This is a genomic window from Hyphomicrobiaceae bacterium, from assembly GCA_041397645.1.
In the GTDB taxonomy this organism is placed as follows: Bacteria; Pseudomonadota; Alphaproteobacteria; order Rhizobiales; family Hyphomicrobiaceae; genus Hyphomicrobium_B.
In genome coordinates this window covers 811,918-826,506 of sequence record JAWKWE010000004.1, presented here as the reverse complement: position 1 = coordinate 826,506, position 14,589 = coordinate 811,918, and the positions used below count along the sequence as shown (strand labels likewise).

General features: G+C 58.5%; 14 protein-coding genes. 8 read left to right on the top strand and 6 right to left on the bottom strand.

What is annotated here, in order from left to right; all coding sequences use genetic code 11:
- Nucleotides 1-164 precede the first annotated feature (164 nt).
- Nucleotides 165-1,703, top strand: a complete 1,539-nt coding sequence (locus tag R3D51_03775) for an acetolactate synthase large subunit (GenBank protein ID MEZ5898593.1) — start codon at nucleotides 165-167, stop codon at nucleotides 1,701-1,703.
- A 184-nt stretch (nucleotides 1,704-1,887) separates the two neighbouring features.
- Nucleotides 1,888-3,096 (top strand): hypothetical protein, encoded by a 1,209-nt coding sequence (locus R3D51_03770; GenBank protein MEZ5898592.1) that lies wholly within the window; start codon nucleotides 1,888-1,890, stop codon nucleotides 3,094-3,096.
- 148 nt (nucleotides 3,097-3,244) lie between these two features.
- Here the strand turns inward: R3D51_03770 and R3D51_03765 are convergent, their stop codons facing one another.
- The 5 genes from R3D51_03765 to R3D51_03745 all read right to left on the bottom strand — a co-directional run bounded on the left by R3D51_03765 (nucleotide 3,245) and on the right by R3D51_03745 (nucleotide 8,988).
- Entirely contained in the window at nucleotides 3,245-4,318 is a 1,074-nt protein-coding gene (locus R3D51_03765; protein MEZ5898591.1) for a lipid A oxidase, read from the bottom strand.
- A 346-nt stretch (nucleotides 4,319-4,664) separates the two neighbouring features.
- On the bottom strand, nucleotides 4,665-5,213 hold the full coding sequence (locus tag R3D51_03760) for an RNA pyrophosphohydrolase (GenBank protein ID MEZ5898590.1): 549 nt from the start codon (nucleotides 5,211-5,213) through the stop codon (nucleotides 4,665-4,667).
- Nucleotides 5,214-5,334: 121 nt separating this feature from the next.
- Nucleotides 5,335-5,871, bottom strand: a complete 537-nt coding sequence (locus R3D51_03755; GenBank protein MEZ5898589.1) for an RNA pyrophosphohydrolase — start codon at nucleotides 5,869-5,871, stop codon at nucleotides 5,335-5,337.
- Between the two features lie 151 nt (nucleotides 5,872-6,022).
- Entirely contained in the window at nucleotides 6,023-7,438 is a 1,416-nt protein-coding gene (locus R3D51_03750) for a S41 family peptidase (GenBank protein MEZ5898588.1), read from the bottom strand.
- On the bottom strand, nucleotides 7,438-8,988 hold the full coding sequence (locus R3D51_03745; protein ID MEZ5898587.1) for a peptidoglycan DD-metalloendopeptidase family protein: 1,551 nt from the start codon (nucleotides 8,986-8,988) through the stop codon (nucleotides 7,438-7,440). The genes R3D51_03750 and R3D51_03745 overlap by 1 nt, the downstream gene beginning before the upstream one ends.
- Nucleotides 8,989-9,221: 233 nt before the next feature.
- Between R3D51_03745 and R3D51_03740 the strand changes: the two genes are divergently transcribed.
- The 6 genes from R3D51_03740 (at nucleotide 9,222) to R3D51_03715 (ending at nucleotide 13,693) form a co-directional block, all read left to right on the top strand.
- The gene (locus R3D51_03740) at nucleotides 9,222-9,410 is read left to right on the top strand and encodes a twin transmembrane helix small protein (protein MEZ5898586.1); all 189 of its coding nucleotides are present in this window, start codon (nucleotides 9,222-9,224) and stop codon (nucleotides 9,408-9,410) included.
- Nucleotides 9,411-9,481: 71 nt separating this feature from the next.
- Nucleotides 9,482-10,063 carry a cob(I)yrinic acid a,c-diamide adenosyltransferase gene (locus R3D51_03735; GenBank protein ID MEZ5898585.1) on the top strand — a complete coding sequence of 194 codons (582 nt, stop codon included), beginning with the start codon at nucleotides 9,482-9,484 and terminating at the stop codon, nucleotides 10,061-10,063.
- Between the two features lie 40 nt (nucleotides 10,064-10,103).
- Nucleotides 10,104-10,796 (top strand): rhomboid family intramembrane serine protease, encoded by a 693-nt coding sequence (locus R3D51_03730; protein MEZ5898584.1) that lies wholly within the window; start codon nucleotides 10,104-10,106, stop codon nucleotides 10,794-10,796.
- 244 nt (nucleotides 10,797-11,040) lie between these two features.
- Nucleotides 11,041-11,793 (top strand): electron transfer flavoprotein subunit beta/FixA family protein, encoded by a 753-nt coding sequence (locus R3D51_03725; protein MEZ5898583.1) that lies wholly within the window; start codon nucleotides 11,041-11,043, stop codon nucleotides 11,791-11,793.
- Nucleotides 11,793-12,737, top strand: coding sequence for an FAD-binding protein (locus tag R3D51_03720; protein ID MEZ5898582.1), 945 nt, complete (start codon nucleotides 11,793-11,795; stop codon nucleotides 12,735-12,737). The genes R3D51_03725 and R3D51_03720 overlap by 1 nt, the downstream gene beginning before the upstream one ends.
- A 26-nt stretch (nucleotides 12,738-12,763) precedes the next feature.
- Nucleotides 12,764-13,693, top strand: coding sequence for a 3-hydroxybutyryl-CoA dehydrogenase (locus R3D51_03715; GenBank protein ID MEZ5898581.1), 930 nt, complete (start codon nucleotides 12,764-12,766; stop codon nucleotides 13,691-13,693).
- A 23-nt stretch (nucleotides 13,694-13,716) separates the two neighbouring features.
- Here the strand turns inward: R3D51_03715 and R3D51_03710 are convergent, their stop codons facing one another.
- Nucleotides 13,717-14,520: a hypothetical protein gene (locus tag R3D51_03710; protein ID MEZ5898580.1), complete on the bottom strand. Its 804-nt coding sequence runs from the start codon at nucleotides 14,518-14,520 to the stop codon at nucleotides 13,717-13,719.
- Between the last annotated feature and the right edge of the window lie 69 nt (nucleotides 14,521-14,589).

The window sequence follows — 14,589 nt, the reverse complement described above, 5'->3', positions numbered from 1 at the left end:
ACTGGGTTAACACACTATAACGGCCCCTGCGGTCTGTGTCGCTCGCTTTCGTTCCAACGCCTCTAGAGCGCGCTGTGTGATCCCGCAACCTTTGGAGGTATCGGTCGGGTAGGTCTCGGGTGGCAGACTTTGCCATTGTGTCTAACGACGCGGGAGAAAGGTGAATGAACGGCGCGGAAGTTCTGATTGCTACAGCAATTCGCGAGGGGATTGACGTCTGCTTTGCAAATCCGGGTACGACGGAGCTTCCGCTGGTCCTGGCTCTCGATTCCGTGCCGGGTCTGCGAGGCATTCTATGCTTGCATGAGAACGTGGCAACTGGAGCGGCCGACGGCTACGCCAGAATGGCTTCCAGGCCCGCCATCTGTTTGCTGCATCTGGGTCCAGGCTTCGCGAATGGCTGGACAAATCTTCACAACGCTCGGCGCGCGTCCACGCCGGTACTCAACATCATTGGCCAACATATTACTTGGCATCTTCCATCCGATCCGTTGCTCGCCAGCAATATCGAGCAGATCGCGTCCTCGGTCAGCAGTTACGTCAAAGAGGTGCGAGATCCGCAAGCAGTCGCCGCCGACGTGGCCAATGCGATTGCCTTTGCAAAGAGCAACGGCGGATGCATCGCCACGGTGATCATTCCCCATGACGTGCAAACGGCAGGAGTTGAGACGGTGATTGCGCCGACTTGCGATCCCAAGCAGAGGACGTTCTCGGCGGATCAGGTCGGTCAGGCCGCTCGCGCGCTTAAGTCGGAAAAAGCGGCCATGCTTCTTGGCGGAGAGGCGCTGTCGGAGGTCGGATTGCGCCTTGCGGGACGGATCGCGGCAGCCAGCGGCGCTGATCTGATTTGCGATACGTTCTTTGCCCGCATGGAGCGCGGTGGAGATCTACCCCTTGCTACGAAACTTCCATACTTTCCCGATCAAGCTTTGGCGCTAACGCGTCAATATTCCCGCATTATCACCGCTGGCACGCGCCGACCCGTTGCATTCTTCGGACAGCCCGGCCTTCCCGGTTACATGACGTCGGAAGAGCAGACAGTCGCTCTCGCCGGACCCACAGACGATACTCTCGGTGCACTCACGGCATTGGCTGCGGAATTGAACGCGCCAGACGCTGCGTTCAGACCTCCGTCGCAGCGGCCCGAAATGCCTCGAGGTAAGCTCAATTCTCAATCGGTGAGTGCGGCAATCGCGCGGCTGCAGCCTGAGAACTGCATTGTAATGGATGAAGCGCTGACTGTTGGAGTTCCTTATTTTGAGGCATCGAAATCGTCACCACGCTTCACGCACCTTATGCTCACGGGCGGCGCGATAGGTGAGGGTCCGAGTGCTGCAACGGGCGCTGCTGTCGCCTGCCCTGAGCGGAAAGTGATTAACTTCCAATCGGACGGGTGCGGAGCCTACTCTGTGCAGGCGTTTTGGACGCAAGCACGAGAGAACCTCGACGTCGTGACCATCATCGGCTCTAACCGCAGCTACAATATCCTGAATGTGGAACTGCAGCGCGCAGGTGTGATGCAGCCTGGTCCGGTAGCCCGTTCCATGGCGGCGCTCGACGAGCCGTTTCTCAATTGGGTGAAAGTCGGTGAGGGGTTTGGAGTGCCCGGCGTCGCAGTCGATACCGCAGAGCGCCTTGTGCACGCCTTGGAAAGGGCGCTCGCCGAAGAAGGTCCCCGCCTCATCGAAGCGATTATGGAATAGGCCTAGTGCACGGATGAGGCGAGAAGGCCCCGGATCAAAATATCTGGTGAATGTCCAAAAATCGAAATCCGGCCTGAATTGTAAGTGAGAATTAGAAGGTCGCCGAGGACATCTTCATCAAAAATTAACCATACGCATTGCCTGATCGTGCGGAGTCGTTGTTTGCGTATCGAGTGAGAGTGCTATGCGTATCGTTGCTTTGGCCGCAGCGTGCCTTGCGGCAACCTGTGTTTGTGGCGCGTCAGACTCACGCTCGCAACGCTTCAAAAGCTGGCCACTGGGTAGGGCCACCCTCCAGCAGAAGCAGCCGACGACAACGGCGCAGGCTGGCAACCACCTGCGATGCGATCCGTCCCGAAGCGATATTGAATCCGCCGGTTCGAATTTCGTTTTATCGAACATGGGGCGCTACAACGAAAACCATATTCTTACCGACGACAGTGTGAAGCCACCGTTCGTCGAAATCCTCGAGAACCCGGATAAGGTCAAAGCGCAGCTCTTGAGGCTGTACACCAGTGGCCAGCGCAAGATCAGCACTGTCATCTGGCATGCGCCTCTCACTAACAAGAACAAGAGCAAAAGCCGGGTCGGTTACCTCGTCAATTCCGGAGGCGATGGCGTGCATCGCAGTATCTACGCGGGCATCGAGGCGTACTTTGAGGCGGTGAAAGAAACGGGCTTCCAGGATGTTGTTATCCGTTTCGGAGGGCAGGGCTGTTCTCGAGCGCTCAACTGGGTGCCCAACAACCGTATCCAGTGTCCGACGAGCTATAGCCAAGAGATCGAAGACGACAACTATGCCTTGATTTCCAACGTTCACGGTATGCTCGATCGCATCTTCGCGGGAACATCCGTTAATAGATGGTACGATCTTGCATTGGAGGGCGGTGGCCTGCCCGAGCCGTTTTCGACGTACGCCACTCGCATTTGGGAAAGGTACGTTTCAGATTTCGGCGTAGCCGACACACATGGATTTTCGATTGCTTACCAACCAGGCCGACTTACCCAGCTCTACCGGGTTTATGATCGGGTCGGTGTCCGTCCCGGAGCGGTTGCTGTCGACATGTATGATGGAGCGCGGGGCAAACGGCCGCGCATGCTGACCATGCTCAAGCAATTCGCGCAGGAAATGGACAAGATCGGGCTGACCGGCACACCTGTCATCATTCAAGAGTCCTACTACAATCACAAACCGACTTATCAGGCGGTCGCTTCAGCGATACAAGCAGGCATGAACATCCAGGCGGTGTATCAGTGGCCTATGGACACGAAGGACTACTGGTACGATACGCCCTCTCGCTATGATGCGTACTGTCCCGCACTCCTCGACAAACCGGTCGCAAGGGAAGCCTCGCTACCAGTCAAAGTCGCCGAGCAAAGCCGGGTTCGCTAGTTTTGTGGATGGCATGGGCGCGGGGTGACGAATCACACAGCAAGAAACGCGACGCCGATCACAGCGTATCACCGGCAATCGAAAGCAATCTGTTTCGTTGCTCTTATCGATTACCGCTGTGATCAGCTGATGCCTTCTAGATGACGGATCAAGGCTGAACGGTGCCTGCTCCTGCCGTGGCGCGGCCGGGCCAGACGTAGCCACCACCAATTACGATCTGATGCGATGACAGCGTGGTAGCGAAGTTGCCTTCAGGTGGCGCCTCGCCTGTGCGCCATCGCGTGAATTGTCTCCACAGATCGCCCGGCATTTCTGTCAGTCCTGAGAATGGCTCGATGAACCAACGCGGCAACCAGTCAGATTTCAAATCCTTCAAAGACCACGATTTGCCGCCCGTGAGCGCAGCTTCGATCGATGACCAGATGTATTTGTATTCCAGATAGAAAGACCCCCGTCCGTTGCGCAATTCCAATCCTGCAAGGATCTGGAAGGCGGGGCCGGCATATTGATATTCGTTGGTGCGCCGGTCCAAAGCTTCGCCGGTGAACCAGGCTTCTACGTGGGGCACCGAAGCGCCAAAGCCGATGCCAAGGTATGGCCGGATCTTCGCCGTGATGGGCGCAAAGCGCACAAGTCCGGAAAGCAGCAGCACATTATGACCATGTGTGAATTCCATCCGATCGAAAAGATCGGTGAGATGCAGCGGGGATGGCGCGGGCTTTCCGTTAAGTGTGCCGGTCGTTTCGACGTCCTCGACCACGCCGTCTTTGATTTTGCGGCCGTGCGCACCCTTGCCCAGTCTGGCAATGGCCTTGTTGTGCATGAAGTCGATCATATACCCGACCGAACCGGTCCAGTGGATTACACGGGCGCCGCCATCGATAGGGAAATAGAAGGCATCTCCATCCCAGCCCATCCGCTTCAGCGTCATATCGGTGCCATTCGGGCGCTTAAGTTTGAAATCGCTCCGATAGTAGTAAGGGGCACCAACGTAGCCGCTCGCGACGGTCTCGCTCGCGTTCTGCCACTCGGTGCCGCTCGATCGTTTAGCGTTGTTTCCTGCAGAATCCTGAGTGCGATCGGCGTCGTCGGCACCGGAGGCGAGCATGATCGCTGCGAGCAATACGATCGCAGCGATGGCAGACACTTTTTCCAGTGAAGCGAGAAGCGACTGCGGTGTGACGTGAAGCTGTCTGTTGTCTGCCGTGATCGAAATCGTCATTCCAGGTCTTCTCTCAGCAACGTACCGGATCTTGATCGACGGCATCTCAGTTTTGGAGCAGGAAGGTCCTGCAGTGGTGCACAGCGCAATGAACCTAAGACCAGAGTGTTATTCTGCGTCAACTGGTTTGAGCACGTTACCGACAAGGCACAACATTCAACTGTAATGTTCGCGTGTTTGCGCCCTGATCGGGCGACCAATCGCCGCTGAAAGTTTTATGACATTCTAACGCCTTAAATCTCGGTATCGCGCCGGTGTTCACGCCTTGAGGAGCACTGCGACGGATCGGCTTGTTGGAGAGACGTAGTTCGCAGCGTTGCGCAGATGCGCAGCGCCTACGAAGTGCTCAGTCCGTTTCGGAAAGCGAAACCGCGCAGCAGTTCGCATGATGTGCGAAGGCACCAGTCACGCATTCGTAAAGTTCACGCTTGTAGGGAACGATGAGTTTGGGCACCGCATCGATCGGTACCCAACGCCAATTGTCGAACTCCGCCTTCAAGCCGTACTTCGGGGCAATATCGATCTCGCTGTCGTTGCCCAAAAATCGCATTGCAAACCAGCGTTGTCTTTGGCCGCGATAACGGCCCTTCAGCGCTACACCCAGAAGCTCGCTGGGTAGCTCATATGTCAGCCACTCGGGATGCTCCGCCAGCACCTCGACGCTGGTGATGCCGGTTTCCTCCCGAAGCTCGCGCAATGCCGCCATGCGGGGAGGCTCGTAACGTTCGATGCCGCCCTGAGGCATCTGCCAGATAGGACTGTCGTGCCGCGCCCATTTTGGTTTGCGCTTACCGACCCAAACTTTGCCCTCGCGATTGAACAGCATGACGCCAACGCACAGTCGAAGCGGCAGCACGTCGTTTGATGCGTCAGCGAGGTAGGGTACGTGGCGCATGTAAAGTCCGAGAAAAGCCCTTGGAAAAATAGAACGCGCGAATCACGAAGAGTAAAGAAAAATACAATTATTTTATGACGTTGCTGCGACTTTTCCAGAGCTATGAGGCAGACTTGCAGCGCTAGTCCATTGGCTTGGCCAAGGATTCGAAATCGGCGAGGACCGCGTCGTAAACGGAGCGCTTGAACGGTACGATCAACGCATGGACTTCGGCCACAGGTGCCCACTTCCAGGCAATGAACTCGATACTATCTGGATCGGGTGGAACGATGTTGATCTCGCTATCGTGGCCGGTGAACCGGAACGCGAACCACTTTTGTTTCTGTCCGCGGTAGCGTCCACCCCAGGCTTTGCCCAACAGGTCCGGCGGGAGGTCATAGTTAATCCAGCTATCGCGCTCGGCGATCAGGCTTACAGAGCGGATGCCGGTTTCTTCGTATAGCTCTCGCAGTGCTGCCGCCTTCGGGTCTTCTTGTTCGTCGATTCCACCTTGGGGCATCTGCCACCAGGCACCGCGACCTTCGGCATCGTTTTGCGCATCCGCCCGGCAGCCGATCCATACTAGGCCTTCCCGATTGATTACCATTATGCCGACGCAGGGACGGTAGCCGAGCTTGGAGGGATCAATTGGCCGTTTTGGTGCATGGGATTTCTTCATTGGATCGTTGCCCCCGCTCTGGCGACGCGCGCCTGCGCCTTGCTGAATTGCCTCTTTGGCATATCAGCGCTGGGTGGGAAAACAAAAACGGGCGCCGCAGTCGATCTGCAGCGCCCGCATTTTGTTTGTAGGCCTGGATAGGCCGAAGCAGTTAGTTTGCTTCGGGCTTCGTGTCCTCAGGCTTGGCTTCGTCCGGCTTCGCCTCCGGTGCGGGCGTCGGCGTCGTGGACGGTTGGGTCGTCGTGCTTGCAGACGGCGGCTCCTTGGCGGTACCGCGCAGGAAGGACAGCGCATACTGCAGCTGGGTGTCCTTGTCGGCCTCCTTGGGCACGTACGAGGACGAACCGGAGAACTCTTCCTTCTTGTCCGAACCGTCCGGGTTCTTGAGGTGGCCGCGCAGGCTCGCTTCGCCGCGAGGCTTCTCGTTGGCCAGCTTGTCCTTCAGATCGTCGGGAAGCTCTTCCTCAACCACGATATCGGGTTCGATGCCCTTGGCCTGGATCGAGCGGTTCGACGGCGTGTAGTAGCGAGCCGTCGTCAGACGGATCGCGCCGTTTGCCCCGAGCGGAATGATCGTCTGCACAGAGCCCTTACCAAACGAGCGCGTGCCGATGATGGTTGCCCGCTTATGGTCCTGAAGGGCGCCAGCCACGATCTCAGAGGCCGAAGCTGAACCACCGTTGATGAGAACGGCGATCTTCTTACCTTCCGCAACATCGCCGGGACGAGCATTCGCGCGCTGCGTCTCTTCGTTGTTGCGACCCTTCGTCAGCACGATCGCGCCACGCTCCAGGAAGTCGTCGGAGACCGCAATGGCCTGATCGAGTAGGCCACCTGGATTGTTGCGCAGGTCGATGACGTAACCTTTGATCTTCGGTCCGAGCTGCTTGTTCAGGGTCTCGAGGGCCTTGATCATGTTGGCATGCGTCTGCTCATTGAAGGTCGTGACCTTGATGTAGGCGACGTCGTCACCCTCGGCGTGCGACTTGACGGCGTTGATGCGAATGACGTCGCGAACGACCTTTACGTCAAACGGTTCGTCCTTGCCCTTGCGCACGATTGTCAGTGTGATCGGCGTATTGACCGGGCCGCGCATTTTCTCGACCGCCTGCTCCAGCGTGAGGCCGGAGATCTGCTCGTTGTCGAGATGCGTGATAAGGTCGTTCGCAAGCAGGCCAGCTTTTGCGGCAGGGGTATCGTCGATGGGCGAGACCACCTTGATCACGCCGTTCTCCATCGTGACTTCGATGCCCAGGCCACCAAACTCACCGCGCGTTTGCACCTGCATATCGCGGAAGCTCTTTGGGCTCATGTAGGAAGAATGCGGATCGAGCGAGGAGAGCATACCGTTGATCGCGCTTTCGATGAGCTGCGTATCGTCGGGTTTCTCCACGTAGTCCGAACGCACACGCTCCAGCACGTCGCCGAACAGATCGAGCTGACGGTAAAGCTCAGAATTCTGCGACGGCGTCGCGGAGAAAGTCTGCGTGACATTCAACACAGTCGTGGCTCCTGCGAGCCCGGCGAGCGTGAGGAATGTCCAGAAGGCATAGTCTGTCTTGCGCATCATCCTTGTACCTTTTGCTGACCAGCAACCCACCAGGGGTCGGGGTCGATGGGCCGACCGTCCTTGCGAAATTCCACGTAAAGAACAGAAGAGCCTGGTGGCGCGGCTCCCTGTTTAGTTCTTCCCGCTCCGGCCATGGTGCCGACAGGCTCGGCCGCCAGAACGAACTGGCCCGGCGTAGCGTCGATCTGAGACATACCTGCTAGCAGGACATGATATCCATCGCCGCCGTTGATTATCAAGAGCTGCCCGTAACTACGAAATTCACCTGCGTAAACAACCCACCCGTCGCACGGCGAAGTAATTTGGGCGCCTGGGCGAGTTTCAATCACAATACCTTTGGAGTGGGCACCGTATTGGGTCTTTTCGCCAAACGCCAAAACACGGCGGCCCTGCGCCGGTAAGGGCAATTTAGCCTGAGCCGTGGCAAATGGAATAGCGGGTTTGATGCGTCCGGGGCTGGCGCCTGAAAGTGCAGCGTTCGAAGGCGCAAGCTCAATGATCTGGGGCTTGAGGCGGGGCGGCGGCGTCAACGCCGCGACCTGCGTTTCCTTGGACGGATCAGCGCCAGGCTCCGGTGGGGCATCTGCGACCACCGTTGCGGCTGCTGCCGGTGCGCTGGCGACCGGAGCTGGCGCGGTCGTTGCTGGCGTTATGTCCGCTGTTAGCATCGGGGCGGAGGCCGCAGGCTGCGCCGGCGGAGGCTCCACCCGGATCGGTGCGCTCTTGCGCAGTTCTTCGTTGTAGCTTCCAAGCCCGGTCGTCTCCGACACGGTCTTATCCAGCTTGCCAATCAGCTCGGCGAGGTCTCCGACGTTTCGGGAAATTTCCGCAGTCGCGGAGCGCACGGAAGCCAGTTCCGAGCGCCGGTCCGCGAGCGTCAGTTTTTTCACTTCCATGAGGCCGGAAAGCCGGGTGCGCGCTTCGTTGAGGCGAGTCGTTTCCGATCTCAATCTATCGCCTTCCTGGCGGATCTCGGTCATCACGCGGACCAGATCGTCCAGGCGCGCGGATAGCGTCAGAGCTTGCTCTTTCAATTCCGGGAACGAAGACGCGATCAACATTGCGCTGCGCACCATCTTAAGGGCGTCTTCGCGTCGCGTGATGAGTACCGGCGGAGGATTGCGCCCCATGCGCTGCAGGGCAGCCAGCAATTTGGCAATCTGCCCGTGGCGCTGCTGAAGCGAGCCGCGCACGATCCGCTCTTGCGCCTCTAGCTCTGAAAGGCGGCCCTCGATAGACGTGAGCTGGCCCTCGCTTCGCTGAATGAGAGCAGCCGTTTCCAGCAGCTGGGCGTTGATGCGTTCGCGTTCTGCATCAAGACCGGCAACGTCGTCCTGGAGGGCCTTTTCTTTGCTCTCAGCGGCGTCGAGTTCCTGGCGCTTCAGCTCGAGGCTGCGCTCAGCCTCCTGCTTGCTGGCCGGGGTAGCGTCCTGGGCGGCGAGGGGCAGCACCATGGGGCCAGCAGAACACAAAAGCGCGGCCGCGGAACCCCTAAGGGCTGCGCGGGCGAACTGCCGGCTGGTTGCATTCGTTATGTACTTTGCCACATGCGCCTCTAGGCTCTGCCAACCCCGTGGCTGGCACCGCCAACGTGGCGGCTGTGCCTGATTCAACGCTTTAGAATTACGGCCCTTTTGGTGCGCTACGCAAATTTCATTTCAGTAATGCGCGCCGGTTTGCGGGCAGGTGATGCTTCCGCGGCGAAAGCGCCACTTTCTGGGCCATTGCGGCAATGCCCCGGACGGCCTACACCCTAGTATCTATTCGTGAGGTTTTTCAGATGCAAACCGTATTGTACCACGCTACGACCGTCGCGACGCTGGCAGTGCTAGCGGTCTTGATAGCTGGCTTGTGGAACATGACCAGGGGCAAAAGCCCCAATTTGAGCCAAAAGCTCATGCGTTGGCGCGTCGGACTTCAATTCTGCGCAATCCTGATCATCGTGGCCTATGCCTTGGTCGCACACTGAGGCCTAGCGCATTCGCAAGCTGCGTAAGACCCGCGGCGCAAGTCATTTCCCTTCAAAGGTGCTCGACATCGATGGTTGTCCTGAATCGTATATACACAAAAACCGGAGATGCCGGCACGACGGCACTCGGCACGGGCGAGCGCGTACCAAAGACCTCGTTGCGGATTGCCGCTTATGGAACGGTGGATGAGACCAATTCCACAATTGGCATGGCGCGCGTGCATCTGGCCGGGGCAGACGCCAACGTCGATGCCATGCTGGTGCGCGTCCAGAACGACCTGTTCGATCTCGGCGCCGATTTATGCGTGCCTGACCGTGGCCAGAAGCTGCCTTATGAACCTTTGCGCATCTCCGATGCTCAGGTCAGCCGCCTCGAAAGCGAAATCGACGCCATGAACGCGGAATTGCAGCCCTTGCGCTCCTTCATCTTGCCGGGCGGCAAGCCAGCGGCGGCTGCGCTGCACGTCTCCCGCACCGTCTCGCGCCGTGCCGAGCGGCTGATGGTGGAATTGGCTGCGGATCCCAATGAGCCTGTTAGTGCCGCCGGACTAAAATATATCAATCGCCTGTCGGACTTCCTGTTCGTGGCCGCGCGCTACGTGAATGATCGCGGACAGGCCGATGTCCTCTGGGTGCCAGGGCAAAACCGCTGATGATGGGCGGGCTGGATTCGACATTCTGAAGAGGGCTAGTGTGTTCGTTCCGCTCGGTGATCAAAACCCTATCAAGCGCATTCGCTTCCAGTACGTCACCGTGTCGTTGATCGTGGTGAACGTTCTCGCCTATCTGCTCGAAGCCGCGGGTGGTGTTCAGGACGCGGCGATTGCCAGTTTTGCCGTGGTGCCGAGCGAGTTCTTTCAGGTCATCGGGGTGGGTGGCGCTGCGCCCGATTCATCGAACGCTTTTGCGATCCCTGAGCGCGCGACGCTATTGACCTACATGTTTCTCCATGCCGATCCGATCCACCTGTTGGGCAACATGCTGTTTTTGTGGGTGTTCGGGGACAACGTCGAGGATGCCATGGGACATGTGCGGTTCCTCATTTTCTATTTGGTGTGCGGCGTGCTCGCGGGGCTGACACATGCCCTGATGATGCCAGAGAGCTCGGATGCGCTGATCGGCGCCAGCGGAGCGGTCTCGGGCGTGATCGCGGCCTATCTCATGCTGCATCCGCACGTCCGGGTATGGGTGCTGGCGTTCAAGTTCATTCCACTCAACATCACTGCCGCCTGGGCGTTGGGTTTGTGGATCCTTTTTCAGCTCGCCATGGTGCTCATTCCGCAGGTTGGACCGACGGCGTGGTGGGCCCACATCGGGGGACTTGCTGCCGGAGCGCTGCTGTTGCCGTTGATGAAAAGCCCCAAGGTTCCGCTGTTTGGCCGCTAACACCTTGACCAAGTTAACGATAGCGGCTTTGTCCGCCTTCCATAACCGCGACGCGGCCCCCAATTGACTTCGCGAAGTTGGCCACTTAGCTTCGATTTCGCAATTGCGAGAGCAGGAAAGCTAATTCGCCCGAAACTCCAAACTTTCGTAGACGAACACCGGCAATCGCATTGCGAAAAGACGCGGGGCTCGCCCGTGTGAACCGAAGGCTTTGAAAAAACAAAAAACCGGGAGCGCCAGAGGCATGAAGATCGTAGTGCCCGTTAAGCGGGTCGTTGATTACAACGTCAAGATTCGCGTCAAACCTGATGGCTCGGGCATCGACCTCGCCAATGTCAAAATGTCCATGAACCCCTTCGACGAAATTGCAGTCGAAGAGGCCGTCCGCATTAAGGAAAAAGGGTCCGCAGAGATCGTTATCGTGTCGATCGGACCGGTAAAGGCACAAGAGACGATCCGCACCGCGCTCGCCATCGGCGCCGATCGCGGCATCCTGATTGAGACGGCGGAGGGCGCCAACGTCGAGCCTCTCGCAGTGGCCAAGTTGCTCAAGGCGGTCGTCGAGGCTGAAAAGCCCGATCTCGTCATTCTCGGCAAGCAGGCCATCGACGACGATTGCAACCAAACGGGTCAGATGCTGGCCGCTCTTCTTGGCTGGGCCCAAGGCACGTTTGCTTCCAAGGTGGCACTTGCGGATGGCTCTGTTTCGGTGACCCGCGAAATCGACGGGGGCTTGGAGACGGTGAAGCTGAAGCTTCCCGCAGTCGTCACAACGGACCTGCGCCTGAATGAGCCGCGCTATCCCACGCTTCCCAACATCATGAAGTCGAAAAAGAAGCCGCTCGACACCAAGAAGCCGGAAGATTTCGGCGTTGATATTGCCCCTCGTCTCAAGGTCCTCAAAACCGCTGAGCCCGCCGCGCGCAAAGCTGGCATCAAGGTCGGCAGCCCGGCCGAGCTTGTCGAGAAACTCAAGACCGATGCGGGGGTGATCTAATGGTTGTTCTTTTGCTCGCAGAGCACTCAAACGAAGCGCTTTCGCCCGCGACGTCCAAGGCCGTTACCGCGGCCCAAGGGCTGGGCAGCGATATTCATGTTCTTGTCGCCGGTGCCAACTGCAAGGCCGCTGCAGACGCTGCCGCCAAGATTTCGGGTGTTGCGAAAGTTCTCGTCGCCGATGCGCCGCATCTGGCCAACCCGGTTGCCGAGGATGTCGCCGACCTTATTCTGGCACTGGCTGGAAACTACGACGCCATCGTTGCGCCGGCGACGTCGGCAGGCAAGAATGTGCTGCCGCGTGTCGCAGCGAAGCTCGACGTCATGCAGATTTCCGACATCACCAAGGTCGTTTCGCCCGATACGTTCGAACGGCCGATCTATGCGGGCAACGCGATACAGACGGTGCAGTCTGGCGAAGCCAAGAAAGTCATCACTGTCCGCACGTCTGCCTTCAAGGACGCAGCCGAGGGTGGTTCTGCGGCCGTCGAGAGCGTGAGCGCGCCAGCGGCCAGCGGACTTTCCAGCTTCGAGAATGCCGAACTCAGCAAATCGGATCGGCCCGAACTGACGTCTGCCAAGATTATTATTTCTGGCGGGCGCGGTATGGGCAACGGTGAGAACTTCACCAAGTACATCGAGCCGATTGCCGACAAGCTTGGCGCCGCTATGGGTGCGTCGCGCGCGGCAGTCGATGCGGGCTTCGTGCCCAACGATTGGCAGGTCGGCCAGACCGGCAAGGTCGTTGCGCCCGATCTTTACATCGCTGTCGGCATTTCCGGCGCCATTCAGCATTTGGCCGGCATGAAGGACAGCAAGGTGATCGTGGCCATCAACAAGGACGGCGAGGCACCGATCTTCCAGGTCGCCGACTACGGACTTGTGGCCGATCTCTTTCAGGCTCTGCCCGAACTCGATGCAGAGCTGAAAAAAGCCGGCTTCTGATTAGCAATTCTTGAGGACCGCCACACATGACGCAATCCACCAAAGTTATGGAACGAAGCAAAGTGGCGGTCCTGCCGAGGCGTACAATCGCCAAAGTCGGGGTTATCGGCGCCGGGCAAATGGGCAACGGTATCGCCCATGTCATTGCGCTGGCCGGTTACACGGTGGCCATCAATGACCTGAAGAAGGAAGCCTACGAAAAGGCGGTCGAGACGATCGACACCAACATGAGTAAACAGATCGCCAAGGGCACGATCAAAGAGGAAGATCGTACCAAGGCGCTCGCCCGCATTAGCTACGCCCCCACGCTCGAAGCCTTCAGCGATTGCGATCTCGTGATCGAGGCTGCGACCGAAGATGAGGATCTCAAGCACAAGATTTTCGCCGCGCTGGGTCCGTATCTGAAGCCCACGGCCATGCTGGCATCGAACACGTCGTCGATCTCGATCACGCGCCTCGCCGCCGCGACGGATCGCCCGGAAGATTTCATCGGTATGCACTTCATGAACCCGGTTCCCCGCATGGAGCTGGTGGAATTGATCCGAGGTATAGCCACCGAGGATGAAACGTTTGCAACCGCCAAGGCTTTCGTCGAAAGCCTCGGGAAGACCACAGCAGTGGCGGAAGATTTTCCGGCTTTCATCGTCAACCGTATCCTGCTGCCGATGATCAACGAAGCCGTTTACACGCTCTATGAGGGTGTGGGCACGGTAGAGGCCATCGACAAGGCGATGAAACTGGGTGCCCACCATCCGATGGGACCGCTTGAGCTGGCAGACTTCATCGGTCTCGATACCTGCCTCGCTGTCATGCAAGTACTCTATGAGGGCCTTGCAGATTCCAAGTACCGGCCTTGTCCTCTGCTGGTGAAGTACGTCGAGGCAGGTTGGTTGGGCCGTAAGACAAAGCGCGGCTTCTACGATTATCGCGGTGAAAAGCCGGTTCCCACGCGCTGACGCTTATCAGGCGCCAGGGCCGCTCAGGGGACCAGATCGTCCAGCATACGGCCAAGGCCTGATGTGGTGACGCCCTGCACGAGGGCGGGATAGACGACACCCCATGAGAGCAGAGCTATGCCGAATGTGACCAGTGCGGCGACCGGCAGAGACATTCCCCAGAACCGTTTGTGGCTTAACGTGACGAACACGATGATCCCGATCTGCGCCAGGGTAGTGAGAAACAAGCCGCTCATGCCCGGATCGATAAGGTGCGAGAGCAGCGCTGAAGTCACGCCGATGCTCCAAAAGACGAGCACGAGTAACGTGCTGACGACGGCGCAATAGCTGACGCTCAAGACGCACAGCTTCACATAGGAGGAAGGTGTGCGCGCGATCGAGCCAAACGCGCGACAGAGATAGTACTGAATCGGCGTGAGGATCGCGATGCCCGCGTACTGGACGAGCTGGTTCGTGATCACGGCGGATTTATCGCCCAGCCCAGGTACTGGATAGATGCCAGAGAACATGCGTGGCAGGATTACGTAGCTCAGGGTGAGCTGCACGCCGAGACACAATGACAAGAACGTCCAATGGGCCCGATAGGTCGGATCGAGCGTCCGCGCCAAGATGGTTCTTACCGGCGCTCGCAAGAAATCCAGCAACGTTCCAAGATGACCGCGGGATGCCTCTTGATCCACAAGCTGGGAAGCGACTGCGGACCAGCCTTCGTTGATGGCCGCCGAAGTGTCTACTGCGCGCGTTCCGCAGTTCGCGCAAAAAGGCCCCGAAAGCGGTTGCCCGCAGTTGGTGCACGCTGACACGCCAGCCGATTGTGTATCGCTCATGCTGCCCCTCGCATTGCGGTGCAGAAACTAGCGTTTTCGCTCCTGCTTCACAACGGCTGCGGCCAAGGA

Bases quoted from the DNA above. Each gene is read 5' to 3' on its own strand.
- R3D51_03775 (MEZ5898593.1), top strand. From the start codon at position 165: ATGAACGGCGCGGAAGTTCTGATTGCTACAGCAATTCGCGAGGGGATT.
- R3D51_03770 (MEZ5898592.1), top strand. From the start codon at position 1,888: ATGCGTATCGTTGCTTTGGCCGCAGCGTGCCTTGCGGCAACCTGTGTT.
- R3D51_03765 (MEZ5898591.1), bottom strand. From the start codon at position 4,318: ATGACGATTTCGATCACGGCAGACAACAGACAGCTTCACGTCACACCG.
- R3D51_03760 (MEZ5898590.1), bottom strand. From the start codon at position 5,213: ATGCGCCACGTACCCTACCTCGCTGACGCATCAAACGACGTGCTGCCG.
- R3D51_03755 (MEZ5898589.1), bottom strand. From the start codon at position 5,871: ATGAAGAAATCCCATGCACCAAAACGGCCAATTGATCCCTCCAAGCTC.
- R3D51_03750 (MEZ5898588.1), bottom strand. From the start codon at position 7,438: ATGCGCAAGACAGACTATGCCTTCTGGACATTCCTCACGCTCGCCGGG.
- R3D51_03740 (MEZ5898586.1), top strand. From the start codon at position 9,222: ATGCAAACCGTATTGTACCACGCTACGACCGTCGCGACGCTGGCAGTG.
- R3D51_03735 (MEZ5898585.1), top strand. From the start codon at position 9,482: ATGGTTGTCCTGAATCGTATATACACAAAAACCGGAGATGCCGGCACG.
- R3D51_03725 (MEZ5898583.1), top strand. From the start codon at position 11,041: ATGAAGATCGTAGTGCCCGTTAAGCGGGTCGTTGATTACAACGTCAAG.
- R3D51_03720 (MEZ5898582.1), top strand. From the start codon at position 11,793: ATGGTTGTTCTTTTGCTCGCAGAGCACTCAAACGAAGCGCTTTCGCCC.
- R3D51_03715 (MEZ5898581.1), top strand. From the start codon at position 12,764: ATGACGCAATCCACCAAAGTTATGGAACGAAGCAAAGTGGCGGTCCTG.
- R3D51_03710 (MEZ5898580.1), bottom strand. From the start codon at position 14,520: ATGAGCGATACACAATCGGCTGGCGTGTCAGCGTGCACCAACTGCGGG.